Annotated in this window: 15 protein-coding genes; 8 read left to right on the forward strand and 7 right to left on the reverse strand. The window is 65.2% G+C overall.

Annotated elements, in window-relative coordinates:
- Window positions 1-96 precede the first annotated feature (96 nt).
- The gene (locus AC1RUR_RS16185) at window positions 97-288 is read left to right on the forward strand and encodes a hypothetical protein (RefSeq protein ID WP_492845641.1); all 192 of its coding nucleotides are present in this window, start codon (window positions 97-99) and stop codon (window positions 286-288) included.
- Here AC1RUR_RS16185 and AC1RUR_RS16190 read toward each other — a convergent pair.
- The 3 genes from AC1RUR_RS16190 to AC1RUR_RS16200 all read right to left on the reverse strand — a co-directional run bounded on the left by AC1RUR_RS16190 (window position 285) and on the right by AC1RUR_RS16200 (window position 4,158).
- Window positions 285-1,433 (reverse strand): amidohydrolase, encoded by a 1,149-nt coding sequence (locus AC1RUR_RS16190; RefSeq protein WP_492845643.1) that lies wholly within the window; start codon window positions 1,431-1,433, stop codon window positions 285-287. The genes AC1RUR_RS16185 and AC1RUR_RS16190 overlap by 4 nt on opposite strands.
- A gap of 176 nt (window positions 1,434-1,609) precedes the next feature.
- Window positions 1,610-2,710: a mandelate racemase/muconate lactonizing enzyme family protein gene (locus AC1RUR_RS16195; protein WP_492845645.1), complete on the reverse strand. Its 1,101-nt coding sequence runs from the start codon at window positions 2,708-2,710 to the stop codon at window positions 1,610-1,612.
- Window positions 2,711-2,952: 242 nt separating this feature from the next.
- Window positions 2,953-4,158 carry a M20/M25/M40 family metallo-hydrolase gene (locus AC1RUR_RS16200; RefSeq protein WP_492845647.1) on the reverse strand — a complete coding sequence of 402 codons (1,206 nt, stop codon included), beginning with the start codon at window positions 4,156-4,158 and terminating at the stop codon, window positions 2,953-2,955.
- A gap of 310 nt (window positions 4,159-4,468) precedes the next feature.
- Here AC1RUR_RS16200 and AC1RUR_RS16205 point away from each other — a divergent pair, with 310 nt between their 5' ends.
- Window positions 4,469-5,344, forward strand: coding sequence for an outer membrane protein (locus tag AC1RUR_RS16205; RefSeq protein WP_492845649.1), 876 nt, complete (start codon window positions 4,469-4,471; stop codon window positions 5,342-5,344).
- Window positions 5,345-5,396: 52 nt separating this feature from the next.
- Here the strand turns inward: AC1RUR_RS16205 and AC1RUR_RS16210 are convergent, their stop codons facing one another.
- Entirely contained in the window at window positions 5,397-6,653 is a 1,257-nt protein-coding gene (locus AC1RUR_RS16210) for an MFS transporter (RefSeq protein WP_492845651.1), read from the reverse strand.
- Between the two features lie 185 nt (window positions 6,654-6,838).
- A complete protein-coding gene (locus tag AC1RUR_RS16215; protein WP_492845653.1) occupies window positions 6,839-7,015 on the reverse strand; it encodes a hypothetical protein in 177 nt (58 codons plus the stop codon).
- A 461-nt stretch (window positions 7,016-7,476) separates the two neighbouring features.
- Between AC1RUR_RS16215 and AC1RUR_RS16220 the strand changes: the two genes are divergently transcribed.
- From AC1RUR_RS16220 to AC1RUR_RS16240, 5 genes are all read left to right on the forward strand, one after another.
- Window positions 7,477-8,709 carry an efflux RND transporter periplasmic adaptor subunit gene (locus tag AC1RUR_RS16220; RefSeq protein ID WP_492845655.1) on the forward strand — a complete coding sequence of 411 codons (1,233 nt, stop codon included), beginning with the start codon at window positions 7,477-7,479 and terminating at the stop codon, window positions 8,707-8,709.
- A 1-nt stretch (window position 8,710) separates the two neighbouring features.
- Window positions 8,711-11,890, forward strand: coding sequence for an efflux RND transporter permease subunit (locus tag AC1RUR_RS16225; RefSeq protein ID WP_492845657.1), 3,180 nt, complete (start codon window positions 8,711-8,713; stop codon window positions 11,888-11,890).
- A 228-nt stretch (window positions 11,891-12,118) separates the two neighbouring features.
- Complete coding sequence (locus AC1RUR_RS16230; protein WP_492845659.1) at window positions 12,119-13,375, forward strand: PQQ-dependent sugar dehydrogenase; 1,257 nt, start codon at window positions 12,119-12,121, stop codon at window positions 13,373-13,375.
- Window positions 13,376-13,532: 157 nt separating this feature from the next.
- Window positions 13,533-14,099: a c-type cytochrome gene (locus AC1RUR_RS16235; protein WP_492845661.1), complete on the forward strand. Its 567-nt coding sequence runs from the start codon at window positions 13,533-13,535 to the stop codon at window positions 14,097-14,099.
- A 188-nt stretch (window positions 14,100-14,287) separates the two neighbouring features.
- Window positions 14,288-15,031, forward strand: coding sequence for a metallophosphoesterase family protein (locus AC1RUR_RS16240; RefSeq protein ID WP_492845663.1), 744 nt, complete (start codon window positions 14,288-14,290; stop codon window positions 15,029-15,031).
- Window positions 15,032-15,066: 35 nt separating this feature from the next.
- On the opposite strand, the gene AC1RUR_RS16245 is transcribed toward AC1RUR_RS16240, so the two are convergent.
- Window positions 15,067-15,339, reverse strand: a complete 273-nt coding sequence (locus AC1RUR_RS16245; RefSeq protein ID WP_492845665.1) for an HGGxSTG domain-containing protein — start codon at window positions 15,337-15,339, stop codon at window positions 15,067-15,069.
- Window positions 15,336-15,941, reverse strand: coding sequence for a hypothetical protein (locus tag AC1RUR_RS16250; protein ID WP_492845667.1), 606 nt, complete (start codon window positions 15,939-15,941; stop codon window positions 15,336-15,338). Before AC1RUR_RS16250 ends, AC1RUR_RS16245 begins: the two co-directional genes overlap by 4 nt.
- A gap of 432 nt (window positions 15,942-16,373) precedes the next feature.
- Here AC1RUR_RS16250 and AC1RUR_RS16255 point away from each other — a divergent pair, with 432 nt between their 5' ends.
- Window positions 16,374-17,357, forward strand: a complete 984-nt coding sequence (locus AC1RUR_RS16255; protein ID WP_492845669.1) for a Bug family tripartite tricarboxylate transporter substrate binding protein — start codon at window positions 16,374-16,376, stop codon at window positions 17,355-17,357.
- Window positions 17,358-17,438 lie beyond the last annotated feature (81 nt).

Here is a 17,438-nt window from a genome sequence, read left to right on the forward strand (position 1 = left end):
GGGTGGCGTTTGATCGACGCCGCCCGCGGTCTGCAGAGGGGATGGAACGGCGGCAGGCGCCTGCAGTTCCTATCCCGGAGCCGCAGGAGTATCGATATGGTCGAGGAACGCCTTGCGAAGTTGCTGGGGCGGGCTGCAATGGATGTTTGGGGCGACATGCCGCGCGATGTCCAGGAAGCCTTGTTTGAGACGGCCATGAAAGGCAATGCCGGGGATCGCGAATCCCTGGCGCGGTTGCTGCACGACCGTCACCCCCGCACCTCGCATCCCCCCAAGCCGGCGGTCTAGTTCGACGCCAGCGCCGTCTTGGCGACCTCGGCCATCCAGCGCGATGCCACCGGCAGGATCGCGTCGTTGAAATCGTAGCGCGGGCCGTGCAGCTCGGCACCGTCGCGGAGTTCGCCGTTGCCGATCCAGACGAAGGCGCCGGGCCGGCGCGAGAGATAGTGGGCAAAATCCTCGCCGGCCATGCTCGGCGCAAGGTCGCGGCGAACCGGGGCCTGCACGTTTTCCGCAGCGATGCGTGCAAGGCCTGCTTCGGCCGGCGTGTTGGTCACCACGCCGACGCCCATGACGATCTCGGGCGTGACCTTGACGCCAAAGCTCGTCGCCACGCCGGCGCAGATCTCGTCGATCCGCGCGAGCAGGATGTCCTTCACGGCCTCGCGATGATAGCGCAGGGTGCCGCCGATCGCGACGCGCCCCGCGATCTGGTTGCGCGCCGTACCGCCTTCGAGCGTGCACAGCGAGAGCACGGCGGTATCGAGCGGATCGACGCTGCGCGACACGATCGATTGCAGCGCCACGATCAGATGGCCGGCCGCCATGACCGGATCGCGCGTCAGATGCGGCATGCCGGCGTGACCCGCATGGCCCTCGATGGTGATGGTGACGCGCCCGCCGGAGGCCATGACGACTCCGTCATGGACCGCGATGGTGCCGGCGGCAAGGCCCGGCCAGTTGTGGAAGCCGAACACCCGGTCCATCGGAAAGCGCTCGAACAGCCCGGCGGCGACCATCGCGCGCGAGCCGCCATAGCCTTCCTCGGCCGGCTGGAAGATGAAATCGACCGTGCCGCTCCAGCTGGTGTCGGCGGCGAGCAGCGCCGCGGCGCCGAGCAGGGAGGCGGTGTGCCCGTCATGGCCGCAGGCATGCATCACGCCTGATGTCGTCGAGGCGTAGGGCAGGCCGGTGTCCTCGGTGATCGGCAGCGCATCCATGTCGGCGCGCAGGCCGACGCGGCTCTGCGCGGATCCGCGCGTCAAGGTCGCGACGACGCCGTGGCCGCCGATGTCTGACACGAAGGAAATGCCGAGCTCGGTGAGCCTGTCCTGCACGAAGGCGGCGGTCGCCTTTTCCTGGAGGGACAGTTCGGGATGGGCATGCAGATGACGGCGCCACGCGGTCAGTTTCTGGTGCAGTTCGGGTGTCAAGGCAGGCATCTCTCGCAACGTGTCAGCTGCCGCCACCATAGCGGATTATCGCCGCCCCACATCAGGCGCCTTGGAATGCCTCGCGTGCAGCAACATCGTCATGGCCGGGCTTGACCCGGCCATCCACGTCTTGCCTGCTGCACGGAGAACGTGGATGCCCGGGACGAGCCCGGGCATCACGGATTGCCCAACGGCGAAAGCTTCGCCAGCCCCTTCCAGTCGAAGCCGATGCCGTGGCCCGGCCGCGACGGTGCCAGCGCCTTGCCGTCCTCGAGCACCAGCGGGTGCTCGATATAGGTGTCCAGCCCGAAACCGTGGGCTTCCAGATACGACCGGTTCGGGCAGGCCGCGAGCAGGTGCACGGTGATGTCGTGCGCGCCGTGGCTGGTGACGGGCAGGTTGAAGGCTTCCGCCAGCCGCGCGATCTTCATGAAGGCGGTGACGCCGCCGCAATTGGTGACATCGGGCTCGGGATAGGACACCGCGCCGGCGACGATGTAGTTCTTGAACTCCCACAGCGAGCGCAGATTCTCGCCCGCCGCGATCGGTACCCCGCCGGCCTGCATGATGCGGGCGTGGCCCGCGACGTCGTCGGGGATAACAGGCTCCTCCAGCCAGGTGAGGTCGTAGGGAACGAAGGCGCGTGCGGCGCGGATCGCGTCCTCGACCGTCCATTTCATGTTGGCGTCCGCCATCAGCGGAAAGCCGTCGCCGAGATGCTTGCGCATCGCCGCGACGCGCGCGACGTCGGATTTGAGATCGGGCCGGCCGACCTTCATCTTGATGGCGCGAAAGCCCTTTGCGAGATTGCCGTCGGTCTGCGCGAGCAGCGCCTCGACCGACAGATCGAGGTCGATGCCGCCGGCGTAACACGGCACGTGCGCGTCGAAGCCGCCGAGCAGGCGAAACAGCGGCAGCTTGGCGCGCCGCGCCTTCAGGTCCCACAGCGCGATGTCGAGCGCCGACAGCGCCAGCACCGCAGGTCCCCCGCGGCCGCCATAATGCAGGCCCCACCAGACGTGATGCCAGATCGCCTCGGTGTCGTCGGCCTCGCGTCCCTCGGCCAGCGGCGGGATCTCGCGCTTGAGGATGTCGGCGACAGCACCGCCATTGCGCCCGACCGTGTAAGTGTAGCCGACGCCCTCGGCGCCATCGGCATCGCGGATGCGGCAGGTGATCAGCTGGAACGCCGCGATCTCACCATGCGTGGAGTCCGAGAGCGTGACGGGGAGGGGAATCCGGTAGAGTCCGGACTCGATTGTCGCGATGCGTGCCATTTGGCCTCCCTGCGTTTTCTTTTTGTAGGATGGGGAGAGCGCAGCGAAACCCATCATCTTCAATCGGTTGGGCGATGGGTTTCGCTGCGCTCTCCCCATCCTACGCGCTTTGTTGGTTCGTAGGGTGGATTAGCCGTGCAAAGGTGCGAAGCGCATCTGCACGGCGTAATCCACCACTTCCGTCGCCGCGGAAAGCAAATTGGTGGGTTACGCCTTCGGCCAACCCACCCTACGGACTCGACTCACCGCATCGTCGCGAGCTGCACGGCCAGCGCACACGCGCGGTCATATTCGTCGAGATTGATCCATTCGTCGATCGTGTGCGCCTCGTTCTGGCCGGCACCGAAGGTCACGGTCGGAACGCCATGGCGGACCATCCAGTTCGCGTCCAGTCCGCCATTGGCGGCGCGGACATTCGGCGTGCCGCCGACCGCGGACACGGCTTCGATCGCGCGTTTGACGACGGGGAGGTTCTCCTTCATGCGGAACGGATAATAGTCGGTCTCGGCCTTGAACTTGACCTTGCCGGATTTGCCTTGCGCGTTCGTCACCTTCTTGGCCGCCTTCTCGAACGCGGCCTTGTAGGCCTTGGTGATCTCCTTGAAGAATTTTCCGTCATGGCTGCGGCATTCGCCGCGCACATGCACGTAGTCGGTGACGACATTGGTGGCATCGCCCGCCGGGCGGCCCTCGCCGCCGGTGACGGGGCCGACATTGCTGGTGCCCATCCGCGCGCTCGCGCCCTTTCCCTTCACCACCTTGCCGAACCAGCCACCGGCCTTCACGTCGGCAAGCGCGAGCGCCATGACCATGGTCGAGGAGATGCCGCGCTCCGGCGCGACGCCGGCATGCGAGGCGCGGCCGAAAATCTCGACGGTCCAGCGGTCGGCGCCGACCGCGCCGATGACGACGTTGGAAGCCGAGCCGCCGTCATAGTTGAAGGCCATCACCGGCGAGCCGAGCTCGTCGAGCTTGACGTGGCGCGCGCCATAGAGCCCGCTCTCCTCGCGCACGCAGAACAGCAGCGTGATCGGCGGATGGTCGAGCTTCTGCTTCTCGAGCTCGGCGGCCAGCGTCACCAGCACGCCGCAGCCGCAGCGATTGTCGCCGCCGAGCGCGGTCCTGGCCTCGTTGACGATCTTGCGTCCGGATTTCTTCGGCTTGGCGCCGGCGCAGAGCGGCACGGTGTCCATGTGGGTCATGAACATGATGCGCGGCTGGTTGTGCAGCGCGCCGCGGCCGGGCAGGTCGACGATGAGGTTGCCGGTCTCGGTCGGCACCGGAATGCGCGTGTTGGCGTCGTCGAGCCGGATCGCCTTGGCCGGCACGCCGCTCTCTTTCAGCGCGGCGGTAAGCTCACGCCCGATCGCCGCCTCCTGTCCGGTGACGCCCTCGATGGCGAGGAAACGCATGAGACGATCAGTGGCGGCTTTGGTGTCGACGGGCATGAACTTCATTTCCTTGATGCGATGTGCGCGTCAGCATCCCTTGCAGCACGCCGTTGTGCAAGGCTGCCTCGACGCATGAACGGCGGCGCTGCGTTGCCGGGCGTGCATGGTCCCGGGACCTGCAGCGCGAGGGGGGCGCGGGCGCATCCCTGCGGACTTGCGGGATCGCTGGGGATGGACGCTTCGCGCGGACATAATGTGTCTGAATGTTGCTGTCCGGTGACAGCTTCGGCTACGATTCGCCTCTAACCTAGGTTGTTTTTGGCGCTGCGGCACGCCGATGCATGCCGGAAGATCTTTGGGGGCGACGATGCGGATCGCGGCAATTGCGGGAAGTGCCTTACTCTTCGGTACCGTGGCGGCAGGTGCTGCGGATATGGCGGCCAAGGCGAGACCGATGCCGGTCGCCGCGCAGATCTTCAGCTGGACCGGATTCTACGTCGGCGCCAATGTCGGCGGCGCCTGGACTCCCAGCAGCGGCGGCAGCGATGCCGGACCGCTGTTCCCCCCTTTCGGCGTGACGCCCCCGGTCGCGGCCGTGCTGACGATTGTTCCCGGACAGACTGGCACTCTTGCCGGAGACGGACGCCGCAGCGGCGTCATCGGCGGCGGCCAGATCGGTTACAATTGGCAGGTCCAGCAGTTCGTGCTCGGCGTCGAGGCCGACGCGGTCGGCAGCGGATTGAAAGGCGGCAGCGCCACCGCTTCGCGCACCTTTGGTGCCCCGACATTTGCTCCGGCAGTCACGCAGACGGTGACGGTCGATTTCGGCCATATCGACTGGATGGCCAGCTTCCGCGGGCGCGCCAGCGTCACGGTGGACCGGGCGTTGTTCTACGTCACCGGCGGCGCCGCCGTGGCCGAGGTCGGTGGCTCCAAAACCACTGTCGTCAACGGCCCGGGTATCTCCATCCCGGCGGGAACGTTCACGGCAACAAACGGCGGCTCGACCACGCGCTGGGGCTGGACCGTCGGCGCGGGCATCGAATGGGCGTTCACGCCGAACTGGAGCCTCGCCGGCGAATATCGTTATACCGACTTCGGTCGCCGCAGCGTCGCCTTCACCGTTCCCGATGGGTTCGGCGGCGTGTTCGCGACGGGGACGTCAAGCTCGCGGCTGACCGTCGAGCAAGCGACCCTCAGGGTCAATTATCGCTTCGGCGGACCGGTGGTCGCGAAGTACTGATCTCGGCCCCCGGACGGCTTGGATCCGTGCAAGGATGGCGTGAACGAAACGCTCAACCCGTTCCGCGAGCCGGCGACGTATAGGCGATGAAGACCAGCACGCCGATTGCCAGCATCGCTGCCATGAACAGCAGCACCGCCGGCAAGCCCGCGAGCGCGGCCACCGCGCCCGTGAGCGACTGCATCAGCGCCGCGCCGAGGAAGAACGCGAGGTTGATCGCGGCGAGCGCCTTGCCGGCGGTCTGCGCATCGACGAGCTGACGGGACATGCCGAACAGCAGCGGCTGGGCGGAGGTGGCAAGGCCGATGAGCACGAACAGCACGAGATCGTATTGCGGCGGCATCACGGGCACCCCGCGCAGCATCGAGACCAGATAGTGCGGGGCTCCTAACGCCATCAGGGCCAATAGCAGCGCCCCGATCATGTGCGTGCTCGCCACCAGCTCGCGGCGGCGGCCGAGCCTGCGATCGATCATGCCGATCAGGAGGGGACCTGCGATCATCGCCAGCGTGAAGGCGCCGAGCTGGTTGCCGGCCTCGACGCGCGACAATCCCTTGACCTGCATCAGCCACGGCCCGCCCCACAGGCCGCGCAGCACCAGCGAGGTCGCCAGCGACACCAGCGCCAGCGCGATCAGGCCGCGCAGCGGCCGCGACAGGCCGAGCCTGAGCACCTCGATCATCTGTGACAACGGCGAGGACTCGTCCTTGTGCTCCGCCGGCTGGTTCGGCACCAGCACGAACACGGTGAGCGCGACCGCGATGCCGCCGATCGCGGAGATCCAGAACCCGGCGCGCCAGCCGTAAGTGTCGATCACGAAGGCGAGCGGGCTCGACGACAAGAGCATGCCGATATTGCCGATCGAGAGGATCGCGCCCGACCACAGCCCGAAGCGCGCCGCCGACAATTGCTTGGCCGCCAGCGTCATCGGGCACATCAGCATGCCCGAGGTGGCAACACCAAGCAGCAGCTGCCCGACCGCAAAACTCTCCGGTCCCGTCGCAAAGCCCGACGCCAGCGCGCCGAACACGGTTCCCGCCAGCAAGGCGAGCGACACCGGGCGCACGCCGAACCGGTCCATCGCCGCGCCGACCGGAATCTGCGAGGCCGCAAAGGCAAAATGATAGACCGAGGTGAGGCTCGCCAGCGCCTGCGGCTCGATATGGAAATCCGCCGCCATCAGGTCGAGGCTGATCGCGGGGATCGTGCGCAGCAAGGTCGAGAGCATGTGCCCGCAGGCGAGCGCGACCAGCGCGAAGATCAGCGCGCGGGTGGCAGTGCCCGCGTCGTCAGCGGCGGCGGTGGTCATGAGCGTTTCGTCCCGGCAAGCGTTTTGGCCGGGTTACACGATCGGAGCGAGGATGCCAATGGCGGGCGCGCAGACCGGGCGCTCGACGTTCACGTTGACCGGAGCTTCTATTCCGTTGCCACGCCCCGCATCGATGTCGCTGAAACGACGGTTCGGCGTGACGTCGCCGATCGATCAAGCGCGCCTCAATTCCTGCACTCGGATTTGTCGAAGCACAGGTTCGATCGCTCGAGCCTGGAGAAGTCCTCGGTCGCAACGACGACGAGAAGCCCGAGCAGAACGATCGCTGCGATGTTCGAGCGCATGCTGGCGCCGGTCCCGGCGGCGGGACGACCTCGCTCGAACTTCGAGAGATCGAGCATGCGCAGAATGCTGCTGGGCCGCGCATCATCATCCGGATCTCTGCGCGCGTGCGATCGCGTTCGAAAGGGTACGACGTTTCCCCATTGCTTCGGTTGCTCGGCCATCATCTTGCGCCTCGTTCTCATCGAGCAGTGCTTGCTGAATTTCGATGATAGGGCCCGAGTTGAGTCGAGCGTTCGTTAAATTCGAGATTACCGGCGCAATTCAGCGTGATGCCGCAGCAGCCTTTCCATCTCTCCATGTCGTTTCCGTCTGTTTCTGCTTTTCCTCTGCGGGATGTGTTCGATGCGAGCAACGCGTGTCGCGATGAACGAACATGACGGTTTGGACAGATTGTCGCACGCAATCGTTATTTTGCCGTCGGGATTTTGTCCGCAATACTTTCAGCCTCAAGCAACGGTTTGACGCGCAAGCAGCAGGTTCTGCTGATGCAGGCGCAAACAGTTCGAGGACAATCGATTTGATGCGTCGACCGAAGCTCAGCGTTGCGCTGTTTGGAATCCTTGCAGCAGCCGTGCTGGCCTGCGGCCTGTGGTACGTGTTCGTCGGAAGTGTCGAGCCCGTCGCGGCGGCCGCGCAAAGCGCTTCCGACCAGGCCGCGGCGAAGATCCCCGTGACCTCGTTCGTCGTGAAGAAGGCCGACTTTCCCGTGCACACCTATGGTCTCGGTGTCGTCTCGCCGTTCAAGACGGTGACGGTCAAGAGCCGCGTCGATGGCCAGATCACCAAGGTGTTCTTCAAGCAGGGCCAGATGGTGAAGGAGGGCGACCCGCTTCTGGAAATCGATCAACGCCCCTTTACCGCGGCACTCGAGCAGGCGGTGGCGAAGAAGGCGCAGGACGAAGCCACCCTGAGGAACGACCAGTTGAACCTCGAGCGATTTCAGAAGCTCGCGAAACAACAATTCGAGACCCAGCAGAATCTCGACACCCAGCAGGCGCTGGTCGATCAGATGACCGCGCAGGTGAAGGGCGACCAGGCCGCCATCGACAACGCGCAGACCAATCTCGGTTACACCTCGATCAGGGCGCCGATCAGCGGACGAACCGGTTTCCGCCTGGTGGACCCCGGCAACATCGTCCATGCCGCGGATACGACGGGGATCGTCACCATCGCCCAGCTGCAGCCGATCGCGGTGCAGTTCACCGAGCCCGAAGAGCAATTGCAGGCCATCGACAGGGCCCATGATTCCGGCGAGGTGCCGGTGGAGGCGCTGACCTCGGACGGAGCCATGACGCTGTCGCAGGGTAGGCTCGTGATCATCGACAATTCGGTGAACCAGGCCACCGGGACCATCAGCCTGAAAGCGCGGTTCGACAACAAGGACAACGCGCTGTGGCCGGGTCTTTCAGTCACCACGCGGATGCTGGTCGACACGCGCAAGGACGTCATCGTCGTGCCGCAGGATGGCGTGCAGCATGGGCCGGCAGGTCTGTTCGCCTATGTGATCGGCGACAATGGCAAGGTCAGCGCGCGGCCGATCAAGGTCAGTCAGAGTGGCGACGCCAATGCTGTGGTCTCCGAAGGCCTGAACGTCGGAGACAGGATCGTGGTGGCCGGGCAGTCGCGCCTGTTCGATGGCGCGCTGGTCGACGACAAGCCGCAGGGCACGCCGACGGCGGATGCGAGCGCGAGCGCCGCTCAAGCCAAGTCCGACCCCAAGCCCGATACCAAGACCGGATCGGCTGACTGACATGGCTGGCGGCATCTCGGCTCCGTTCATTCGCCTGCCCATCGCGACGTCGCTGCTGATGGTCGGCATCGTCTTCGTCGGGATCATCGCCTATCCGCAACTGCCGGTGGCGCCGCTGCCGGAGGTGGACTTCCCCACGATCCAGGTCTCTGCCAATCTTCCGGGTGCGGATCCCGAGACGATGGCATCCTCGGTCGCGCAGCCGCTCGAATCGCAGTTCGCGCTCATTCCCGGCGTCTCGGAGATGACATCGCAGAGCCAGACCAGCTCCACCCAGATCGTTCTGCAGTTCGATCTGTCGCGCAACATCGACGGCGCCGGGTCCGACGTGCTCGCCGCCATCAACGCCGCGAGCGGGCAATTGCCCAAGAACATGCCGACCCCGCCGACCTATAGAAAGGTCAATCCGGCCGACTCGCCCATTCTCACGCTCGGCGCGACGTCGACGACTCTGCCGATGACGCAGGTGTCCGACGAGACCTACACCAAGCTCGCCCAGGCGATCAGCCATATCAGCGGCGTCGGCCAGGTCGCCGTCGGCGGACAGCAGGCGCCGTCGATCCGCGTCCAGATCGATCCCGCCAAGCTGGTCGCCAAAGGCCTGTCGCTGGAAGACGTGCGCACCCCGCTCTCGGTGATCACGGTCAACAATCCCAAGGGAACGCTCAACGGAGATACCCGCACCTACACCGTCTATGCCAACGACCAGTTCACCAAGGCCGAGGCGTGGAACGACATCGTCATCGCCTACCGGAACGGCAGTCCCGTCCGCGTCGGCGACATCGGCCATGCCGTCAGCGCGCCGCTGGACAATACCCAGTATGGCTGGGTCGACGGCAAGCCGGGCGTCTTCCTGGTGATCTTCAAGCAGCCCGGCGCCAACGTGATCGACACCGTCGACAACGTCATGAAGCAGCTGCCGCATCTGCAGGCGGGCATCTCGCCGGCCATCAAGGTCTCGGTGCTGTCGGACCGCACGCAGACGATCCGCGCGGCTGTGAAGGACGTGCAGTTCACGCTGCTGCTGACGATCGGCCTCGTCGTGATGGTGATCTTCGCGTTCCTGCGCAGTCTCTGGGCCACCATCATCCCGTCGATCACGGTGCCGCTCGCCTTGCTGGGCGCCTGCGCGCTGATGTGGATGGCCGGCTACAGCCTCGACAATCTGTCCCTGATGGCCCTCACCATCGCGGTCGGCTTCGTGGTCGACGATGCCATCGTGATGCTGGAGAACATCACGCGCTATATCGAGGAAGGCGAGACGCCGATGGCCGCCGCGATCAAGGGCGCCGGCGAGATCGGGTTCACGATCCTCTCGATCTCGGTGTCGCTGATCGCGGTGCTGATCCCGCTGCTGCTGATGGGCGGCATCATCGGCCGCCTGTTCCGCGAATTCTCGGTGACGCTGGCGATGACGATCGCCGTGTCGGCCTTCGTGTCGCTGACGCTGACGCCGATGATGGCGTCGCGCTTCCTCAAGTCGCACGACGAGGAGCGCCATGGCCGGCTCTATATGCTCAGCGAGCGGATGTTCCAGGGCCTCGTGGACGGCTACGAGCGCGGCCTCGACCTCGTGCTGCGCTTCCGCTTCGCCACCCTGATGGTGTTCTTCGCGACCATCGCACTGACGGTCTATCTGTTCGTGATCATCCCCAAAGGATTCTTTCCGCAGCAGGACACCGGCCTGATCACCGGGATCGTCGAGACCTCTCAGGACGTGTCGATCGCGGACATGGCCAGGCACATGCAGGCGATTGGCGCCATCGTGCTGAAGGATCCGGCGATCGATCACATGGCGATGCGGATGGGCGGCAGCGGCAATACGCTCAACGACGGCACGATGTATATCACCTTGAAGCCGCGCGATGAGCGTACCGCCTCGGCCGACCAGGTGATCCGCCGCCTTCAGGTCCAGACGGCGAAGGTGCAGGGCGCGCGTCTCTACCTCCAGTCGGCGCAGGACGTGCGCGTCGGCGGCCGGGCGTCCCGGACGCAATTTCAGTTCACCCTGCAGTCAACCGACATGGACCAGCTCAACACATGGGCCCCGAAGCTGCTCGCCAGGATGAAGGAGATGCCCGAGCTGCGCGACGTCGCGTCCGATCAGCAGACGTCCGGTACGACGCTGACGCTGTCGATCGACCGCAATCAGGCCGCGCGTTTCGGGATCACCCCCGACGTGATCGATGCGACCTTGTATGACGCATTCGGGCAGCGGGAGATCGCGACCTATTTCACCCAATTGTCCACCTACTATGTCGTCCTCGAGGTGCTGCCCTCGCTCCAGAAGAATCCGTCCACACTGGAGCAGATCTACCTGCGTTCCCCGACGACGGGGGGCGAGGTGCCGCTATCGGCGTTCACCAGGTGGACCACGGCGCCGGTGCGCCCGCTGGCCATCAATCATCAGGGCCAGTTTCCGGCGGTCACGATTTCCTTCAACCTCGCGCCCACCGTTGCGCTCGGCCAGGCGACGCAGGCGATCGACGCGGTAGAGCGGCAGATGAACGTGCCGGCCGCCGTCACCTCCACGTTCGCGGGTACGGCGAAGGCGTTCCAGGAATCGCTCTCCTCGGTGCCCCTGCTGATCGTCGCGGCGCTGATCGTGGTCTATCTCATTCTCGGCATGCTCTATGAGAGCTACATTCACCCTCTGACGATCCTGTCGACCTTGCCGTCGGCCGGCGTCGGCGCGCTGGCGACGCTCCTGATCTTCCATTTCGACTTCAGCCTGATCGGGCTGATCGGCCTCGTCCTGCTGATAGGCATCGTCAAGAAGAACGGCATCATGCTGGTGGACTTTGCGATCGTGGCGGAGCGGGATCAGGGCCTGTCGCCGGTGGAGGCCATCCGCCGGGCCTGCCTGCTGCGCTTCCGCCCGATTCTGATGACCACGATGGCGGCAGTGCTCGGCGGTGTGCCGCTGATGCTCGGCCACGGCACCGGCTCGGAGCTCCGTCAGCCGCTCGGCTACGCCATGGTCGGCGGCTTGCTGGTCAGCCAGGTCCTGACGCTGTTCACCACGCCGGTGGTTTATCTCTATCTCGATCGTCTCTCGCAATGGTTCAGCCCGACGCAACACGCAGGACAGGATCATCACGACGATGTTGCCGGCAACGACGATCTGGACGTGGCCGAAAAGATCGCCCCGAAGAAGTCCAGGGTTCTTGCAGCGCAGTAACTGATTGACGTTGTCGGCGCGTCGCTCCCCACGACCGCAAAGCCATATTTCAAAATAGCATGGAAATTTTCTCTGCTGCGCCGCTGCCCGCCATGAGCGCCGCCGGCGCATCCGTATTCCCGGATGTTTCCGATTGCATTTGTTCGGACGAATTCACACACTGTGACCCGGAAAAGCCGCGGACGCGCCAACGTCTGGAAGACGGCTTCCGCTTTGGGGAGAGACACCATGCCGGATATTTCATTCGCCACGCGCCGCCTGTTGCTGGCCGGCGCTGTCTTCGGTGCGTTCACGTTGTCTGCCGCGGCGCAGCAGCCGGCCAGTCCGCCCGCCGCCCAGCCGCTGCCTCCGGGTTCCCCCTTGATCGGGCGCCCGGACGGCGAGGCCGCCGCCAAGCTTGCCCCCGTCGCGCCGCCGCCGATTCCGGCGCAGGCCGACAAGCTGCCGCTCGCCAAGCTCAAGGTGCCCGCGGGCTTCAACATCGAGGTCTATGCCTCCGGCATGGCGAATGCGCGCTCGCTCGCGCAAAGCGACAAGGGCACGGTGTTCGTCGGCAGCCGTCTCGTCGACAAGGTCTATGCGATCGCGGAGAAGGACGGCAAACGGTCGGTCAAGGTGATCGCGTCCGGCCTCTATCGTCCGAACGGCGTCGCCTTCAAGGACGGCACGCTCTACATCGCCGAGCTGTCGAAGGTTTCCAAGATCGAGAAGATCGACGATGTCCTGGACAACCCGCCGAAGCCGACGCTGATCTACGACAAGCTGCCGAAGGACGAGGCGCATGGCTGGAAGTTCATCGCGATCGGCCCCGACAACAAGCTCTATGTCCCGGTCGGCCAACCCGGCAACAATGTGCTGCATGACGCCGATCACGGCCAGATCCGCCGCATGAATCTCGACGGCTCCGGCGCCGAGGTCTACGCGGTCGGCGTGCGCAACACTGTCGGCTTCGACTGGAATCCTGAAACCAAGCAGCTCTACTTCACCGACAACGGCCGCGACTGGCTGTCGGAGACGGTGCCGGAGGACGAGCTCAACCGCGTCAGCAAGGCGGGCGAGGATTTCGGCGCGCCTTTCTGCTACCAGGGCAACATCATCGACCAGGAGCTCGGCTGGGGCAAGGACTGCAAGAACTACACCGCCCCGGTGGGCCTGATGGGTCCGCACACCGCGGCGCTCGGCATGCGCTTCTACACCGGCAGCATGTTCCCGAAGCAGTACAAGAATGCGATCTTCGTCGCGCGCCACGGCTCCTGGAACAAGTCGCAGAAGCAGGGCGGTGACGTCGTCCTCGTCAAGCTGAACAAGGACGGGACCGTGAAGTCGATGGAGCCGTTCCTGACCGGATTCCTCGAGGACAACAAGTATGTCGGCCGCCCTGTCGACGTGATGCAGCTGAAGGACGGCTCGCTGCTGGTCTCCGACGACTGGAACGGCGCAGTCTACCGCATCACCTACGGCAAGCAGAAGGTCGCGGCGAAGTAACTCACAACAGGTAGTAACCGTCGTCATTGCGAGGAGCCCGCGACAAAATTGCGAAGCAATTTTGCGCTGGCGACGAAGCAATCCAGACTGTTTCCGTGGAAACATCTCTGGATTGCTTCGCTTCGCTCGCAATGACGGAGTGCGCGGGAAGCGGCCAATGAACAGAACACTCACCGCCGCCGTGGCGCTCGCTTCGCTTGCCTTCCCGGCCAGCGCGGAAATCCACGAGCGCGCCGCGCCGTGCCTGGCCTGTCACGGCGAGCGCGGCACCTCCGAGACCGAGAATACGCCGTCGCTCGGCGGCCAGCAGGCACCTTACGCGCTGATCCAGCTCTTCATGTTCCGCGAGAAGCTGCGCGTGTTCGAGCCGATGAACGAGATGGCGAAATCGCTGACGGACGCCGACCTGAGCACCTTCTCCGACTTCATTGCCACGCTGCCGAAGCCCGCGCCGCCGGCCGATGCCGCAGACGGCGCACGGATGGCGCGCGGCGAAGCGCTCGCAAGGCAGAACCGCTGCAACACCTGCCACAACACCGATTACTCCGGAAAGGAGAACGTGCCGCGCATCGCCAATCAGCGCGAGGACTATCTCGCCAAGACCCTCGCCGAATACAAGGACAATACTCGCCACGGCTATGATGCGACGATGGCGGACGTGATGCAGACGGTCAGCAAGGATCAGATCGCGGAGCTTGCGTATTACTTCGCGCGTTTTCGCTGAGGTCGAGGCACCCGAACGGAGCCAGCCAGGATCACTTGCCTGTGCTCGGCGGCTGATGGTACTTATCCTGATAGCGCCGATTTGACTCAGCTTGCGGGCGCTTTCAAAAATGCAGCTAAAGAGAACCGCTACGCCTGCATCGTCCCGCATCCGGAATGTCGTCGGCCGTCCCGAAGGGGGAGGGCGAGATGAAGTTTGCCGCCATCGCGGATGTCCACGGAAACTGCCCGGCACTCGAAGCCGTGCTCGCGGACATAGCCGCCCTTGGCATCAGCGAGGTCGTGAACCTTGGCGATCACGTCAGCGGTCCGCTGGAGGCGGCCCGGACTGCGGATCTGCTGATCGAGCGGGGCTTTCCATCCGTGCAGGGTGACCAGGATCGAATTCTGGTTGAGCTGTCGCAGGCAGGGATCTCGGCCCGGAGCGATTTCCGGCAGCTCGAACGCAAGCACTTCGACTGGATGGCCGGCATGCCATCCACGCTCATGTATCGGGAGGATGTGTTGCTTTGCCACGCGTCGCCAAGGGACGATGCTGCGTTTTGGCTCGACTACGTCACGGCCGACGGCGCCGTCCGCGCGAGCCCGATCGACGTTGTCGAGGCGGGCGCTGAAGGCATCGATGCCCGGCTCATCCTTTGCGGACACACGCACATCCCGCGCGTGCTGCGTTTGAGGGATCGACGAATGATCGTCAATCCCGGCAGCGTCGGGTTACCCGGCTATGATGGGCGAACGCCTGTTCCTTACGTCGTCGAGACCGGGACGCCTCACGCGTGCTACGCAATTCTGGAGCAGTCTGGAGGATGGTGGTCCGCGACGATCCGATACGTTCCCTATGACACCACGGCCATGGCGGCATTGGCCCGCAAAAGAGGCATGCCGGCCTGGGCCAGCGCGATTGCCACCGGTTGGGTCGACCGAGACAGCTAGACCTGTTTCTGAAGTCGAATTGATATCGTATCGCCTCATGTCGACAGTTCCCGCAGCACCTTGTGCGTCTCATCGAGCAGAGCCTCGATCTGCCTTCGCTCGTTGATCGCCTCCCTTGAAAACAGCCCATGCGTTCGCGCATTCCCGTTGCCCTTCGGCGCGCCGCTCCTCCGCGCGCCGCCGTGCATGCGGCAGCGCGCCTTGCCGTGCGCCGCCGGCGCGCGGCACGTGCCGCCGTTGCGGGTCCTGGCGCCGCAGCGGGGACTGGCCTGCATCGGGCCGGTGTTGCGGGCGTGATGGCCGGTCATAGGCCGGCCCCTTGCCTTGCCTCGCTCGGGCCCGCCTCCGCAACAATCACGTTGGCATGCTGCGTGACGTTGCCCACGATCGCGCGTCCGCCGTCCTGCACCGACAGGTTTTTCACCGTGATCGCGCGCTCGTCGATGTTGCGGTGGCGGCTCAGGGCCTCGACCTGAGCGGCGAAGGTGCGGGCGAGGCGGGCCAATGCGCGTGTCACGGTCTCCTGCTGCGGAAGATCGTCCGTGCAGGCGAGGCGGCAGGCGCAGCGCATCGCCGCCAAATGAACGGAGACCATCTGGGAGACCAGCATGGCCTCGATGGAATCCTTCGGCGCGATGCTCCTGATCGTCGAGATCATGAAGGCGAGATTGGCCTCGTCGGGCTTCTGTCCGACCGCGCTCGCCTTGGCCAATTGCCTCAGCATGCCGTGGAGCGCGTCGCGGTCGACGGCACCGAGCGCTTCGGCCAGCAGCCGCTCGCCGGCTTGCGGGTCGGGATGGTTGATCGCGATGCGCCGCTTGTAGAGTCTCACGCGGGGGTTCACGGCGGGACTGCTACAATCGGTTGCCGCAAGCGGCGAGGGTGTGTGGTGGCTCAGAGATGTCGTCATGGGCTGTGTCCTTTGCCGGCGCAGGCGCGCGAACGAGCGTTCGCTCGTGGCGCGCGGATACGAATTTTTGGATGTCGATGAAGGGCTTACGCGCGACCGTGTCGATGCGCCTGTGGCCGGGGAGGCCGTGCCGCTTACGGTGATCGCGATGATGCCATTCTGCTCCTGTTTTGCCCGACGTGTCAAATGCGATTCGTAACATCCGAAAAAGAATCGCGATCCTGCCCAAGTGCTTGATCTCGCAAGCGCCGGCTTACTGTGCATGGGGTTGTTTTCGCATTTTTTGTTTGGAAGCGGCGTTTGCCTGCCGCACGGCGGAATGCCGACGCGCGAACGCGATTGCGAAATCCCGCCCGGCCGCTAATCATGCCGCTCACACGCGCCGCACCAACAAGCATGCACAAGCGGCGTCGAGGTCTGGGGAGAAAACGAATGCAACGAACGGCTCGCCTGCTCGCGCTCGTCGCCGGGCTCTGCGCGTGTACGCTGTCGACACAGGCCCTCGCGCAGAAATATCCGACGCGGCCGGTGAAGATCATGGTCGGCTTCAGCGCCGGCGGTCCCGTCGACGTGGTCGCGCGCATCATCGGCGACCGCCTGAGCAACAGGCTCGGCCAGCCCTTCGTGGTCGAGAACCGCGCCGGCGCCAACGGCATGATCGCCGCCGAAGGCGTGGCGCATGCGGACGCCGACGGCTACACCATGCTCGCCTGCAACTCCTCCACCATCACGCTCAACAAGACCCTCTTCAAGGATATCCGCTACGATCCGGAAAAGGACTTCGCGCCGCTCACCACCGTCGTCTCTGCGCCGCTCGTGCTGGTGGTCAATCCCGAGAATCCCAGGACTGCCGACATCAAGACCGTCGCCGATCTCGTCGCCGCAGCGAAGGCGAAGCCGGGCGAGCTCGCCTACGGCTCGGGCGGCAACGGCAACCTCGCCCATCTCGCCATGGAGCTGCTCGGCCAGAAAGCCGGCATCAAGATGATCCACGTGCCGTATCGCGGCGGTGCCGCGTCAGAGGTCGGCATCCTCGCGCAAGAGGTGCTCGCGGTGTTCGATCCGCTCTCCGCCGTGCCGCTGGTGAAGGCCGGCAAGCTGCGCGCGCTCGCGGTGTCCTCCGCCGAGCGGCTTCCGGCGCTGCCTGACGTGCCGACGGTTGCGGAAGCCGGCTATCCCGGCTTCGACCTGTCGTTCTGGGTCGGCTTCTTCATGCCGAAGGCCGTGCCCGCGCCGATCCTGGAGACGCTGCACCGGGAGATCGTCACGGCGGCGAAGGACCCGGCGGTCGCGGAGAAGCTCGGCTCGCAGGGTGTCGTCAGCGTGCTCAGCCCGACTGAGTATGCCGCGAAGATCGCGAAGGAGACCAAGGAGCTTGCCGAGGTCGTGGCGGCCGCGAACATCAAGGCGGAGTAGGAGGGCGGCGGAGCGGCAGGCTCCGCTGCACCTCTCCCGCTTGCGGGAGAGGTCGGCGCGTAGCGCCGGGTGAGGGCTCTA

The sequence above is a fragment of the Bradyrhizobium sp. GW821-FHT12B03 genome (assembly GCF_058807535.1).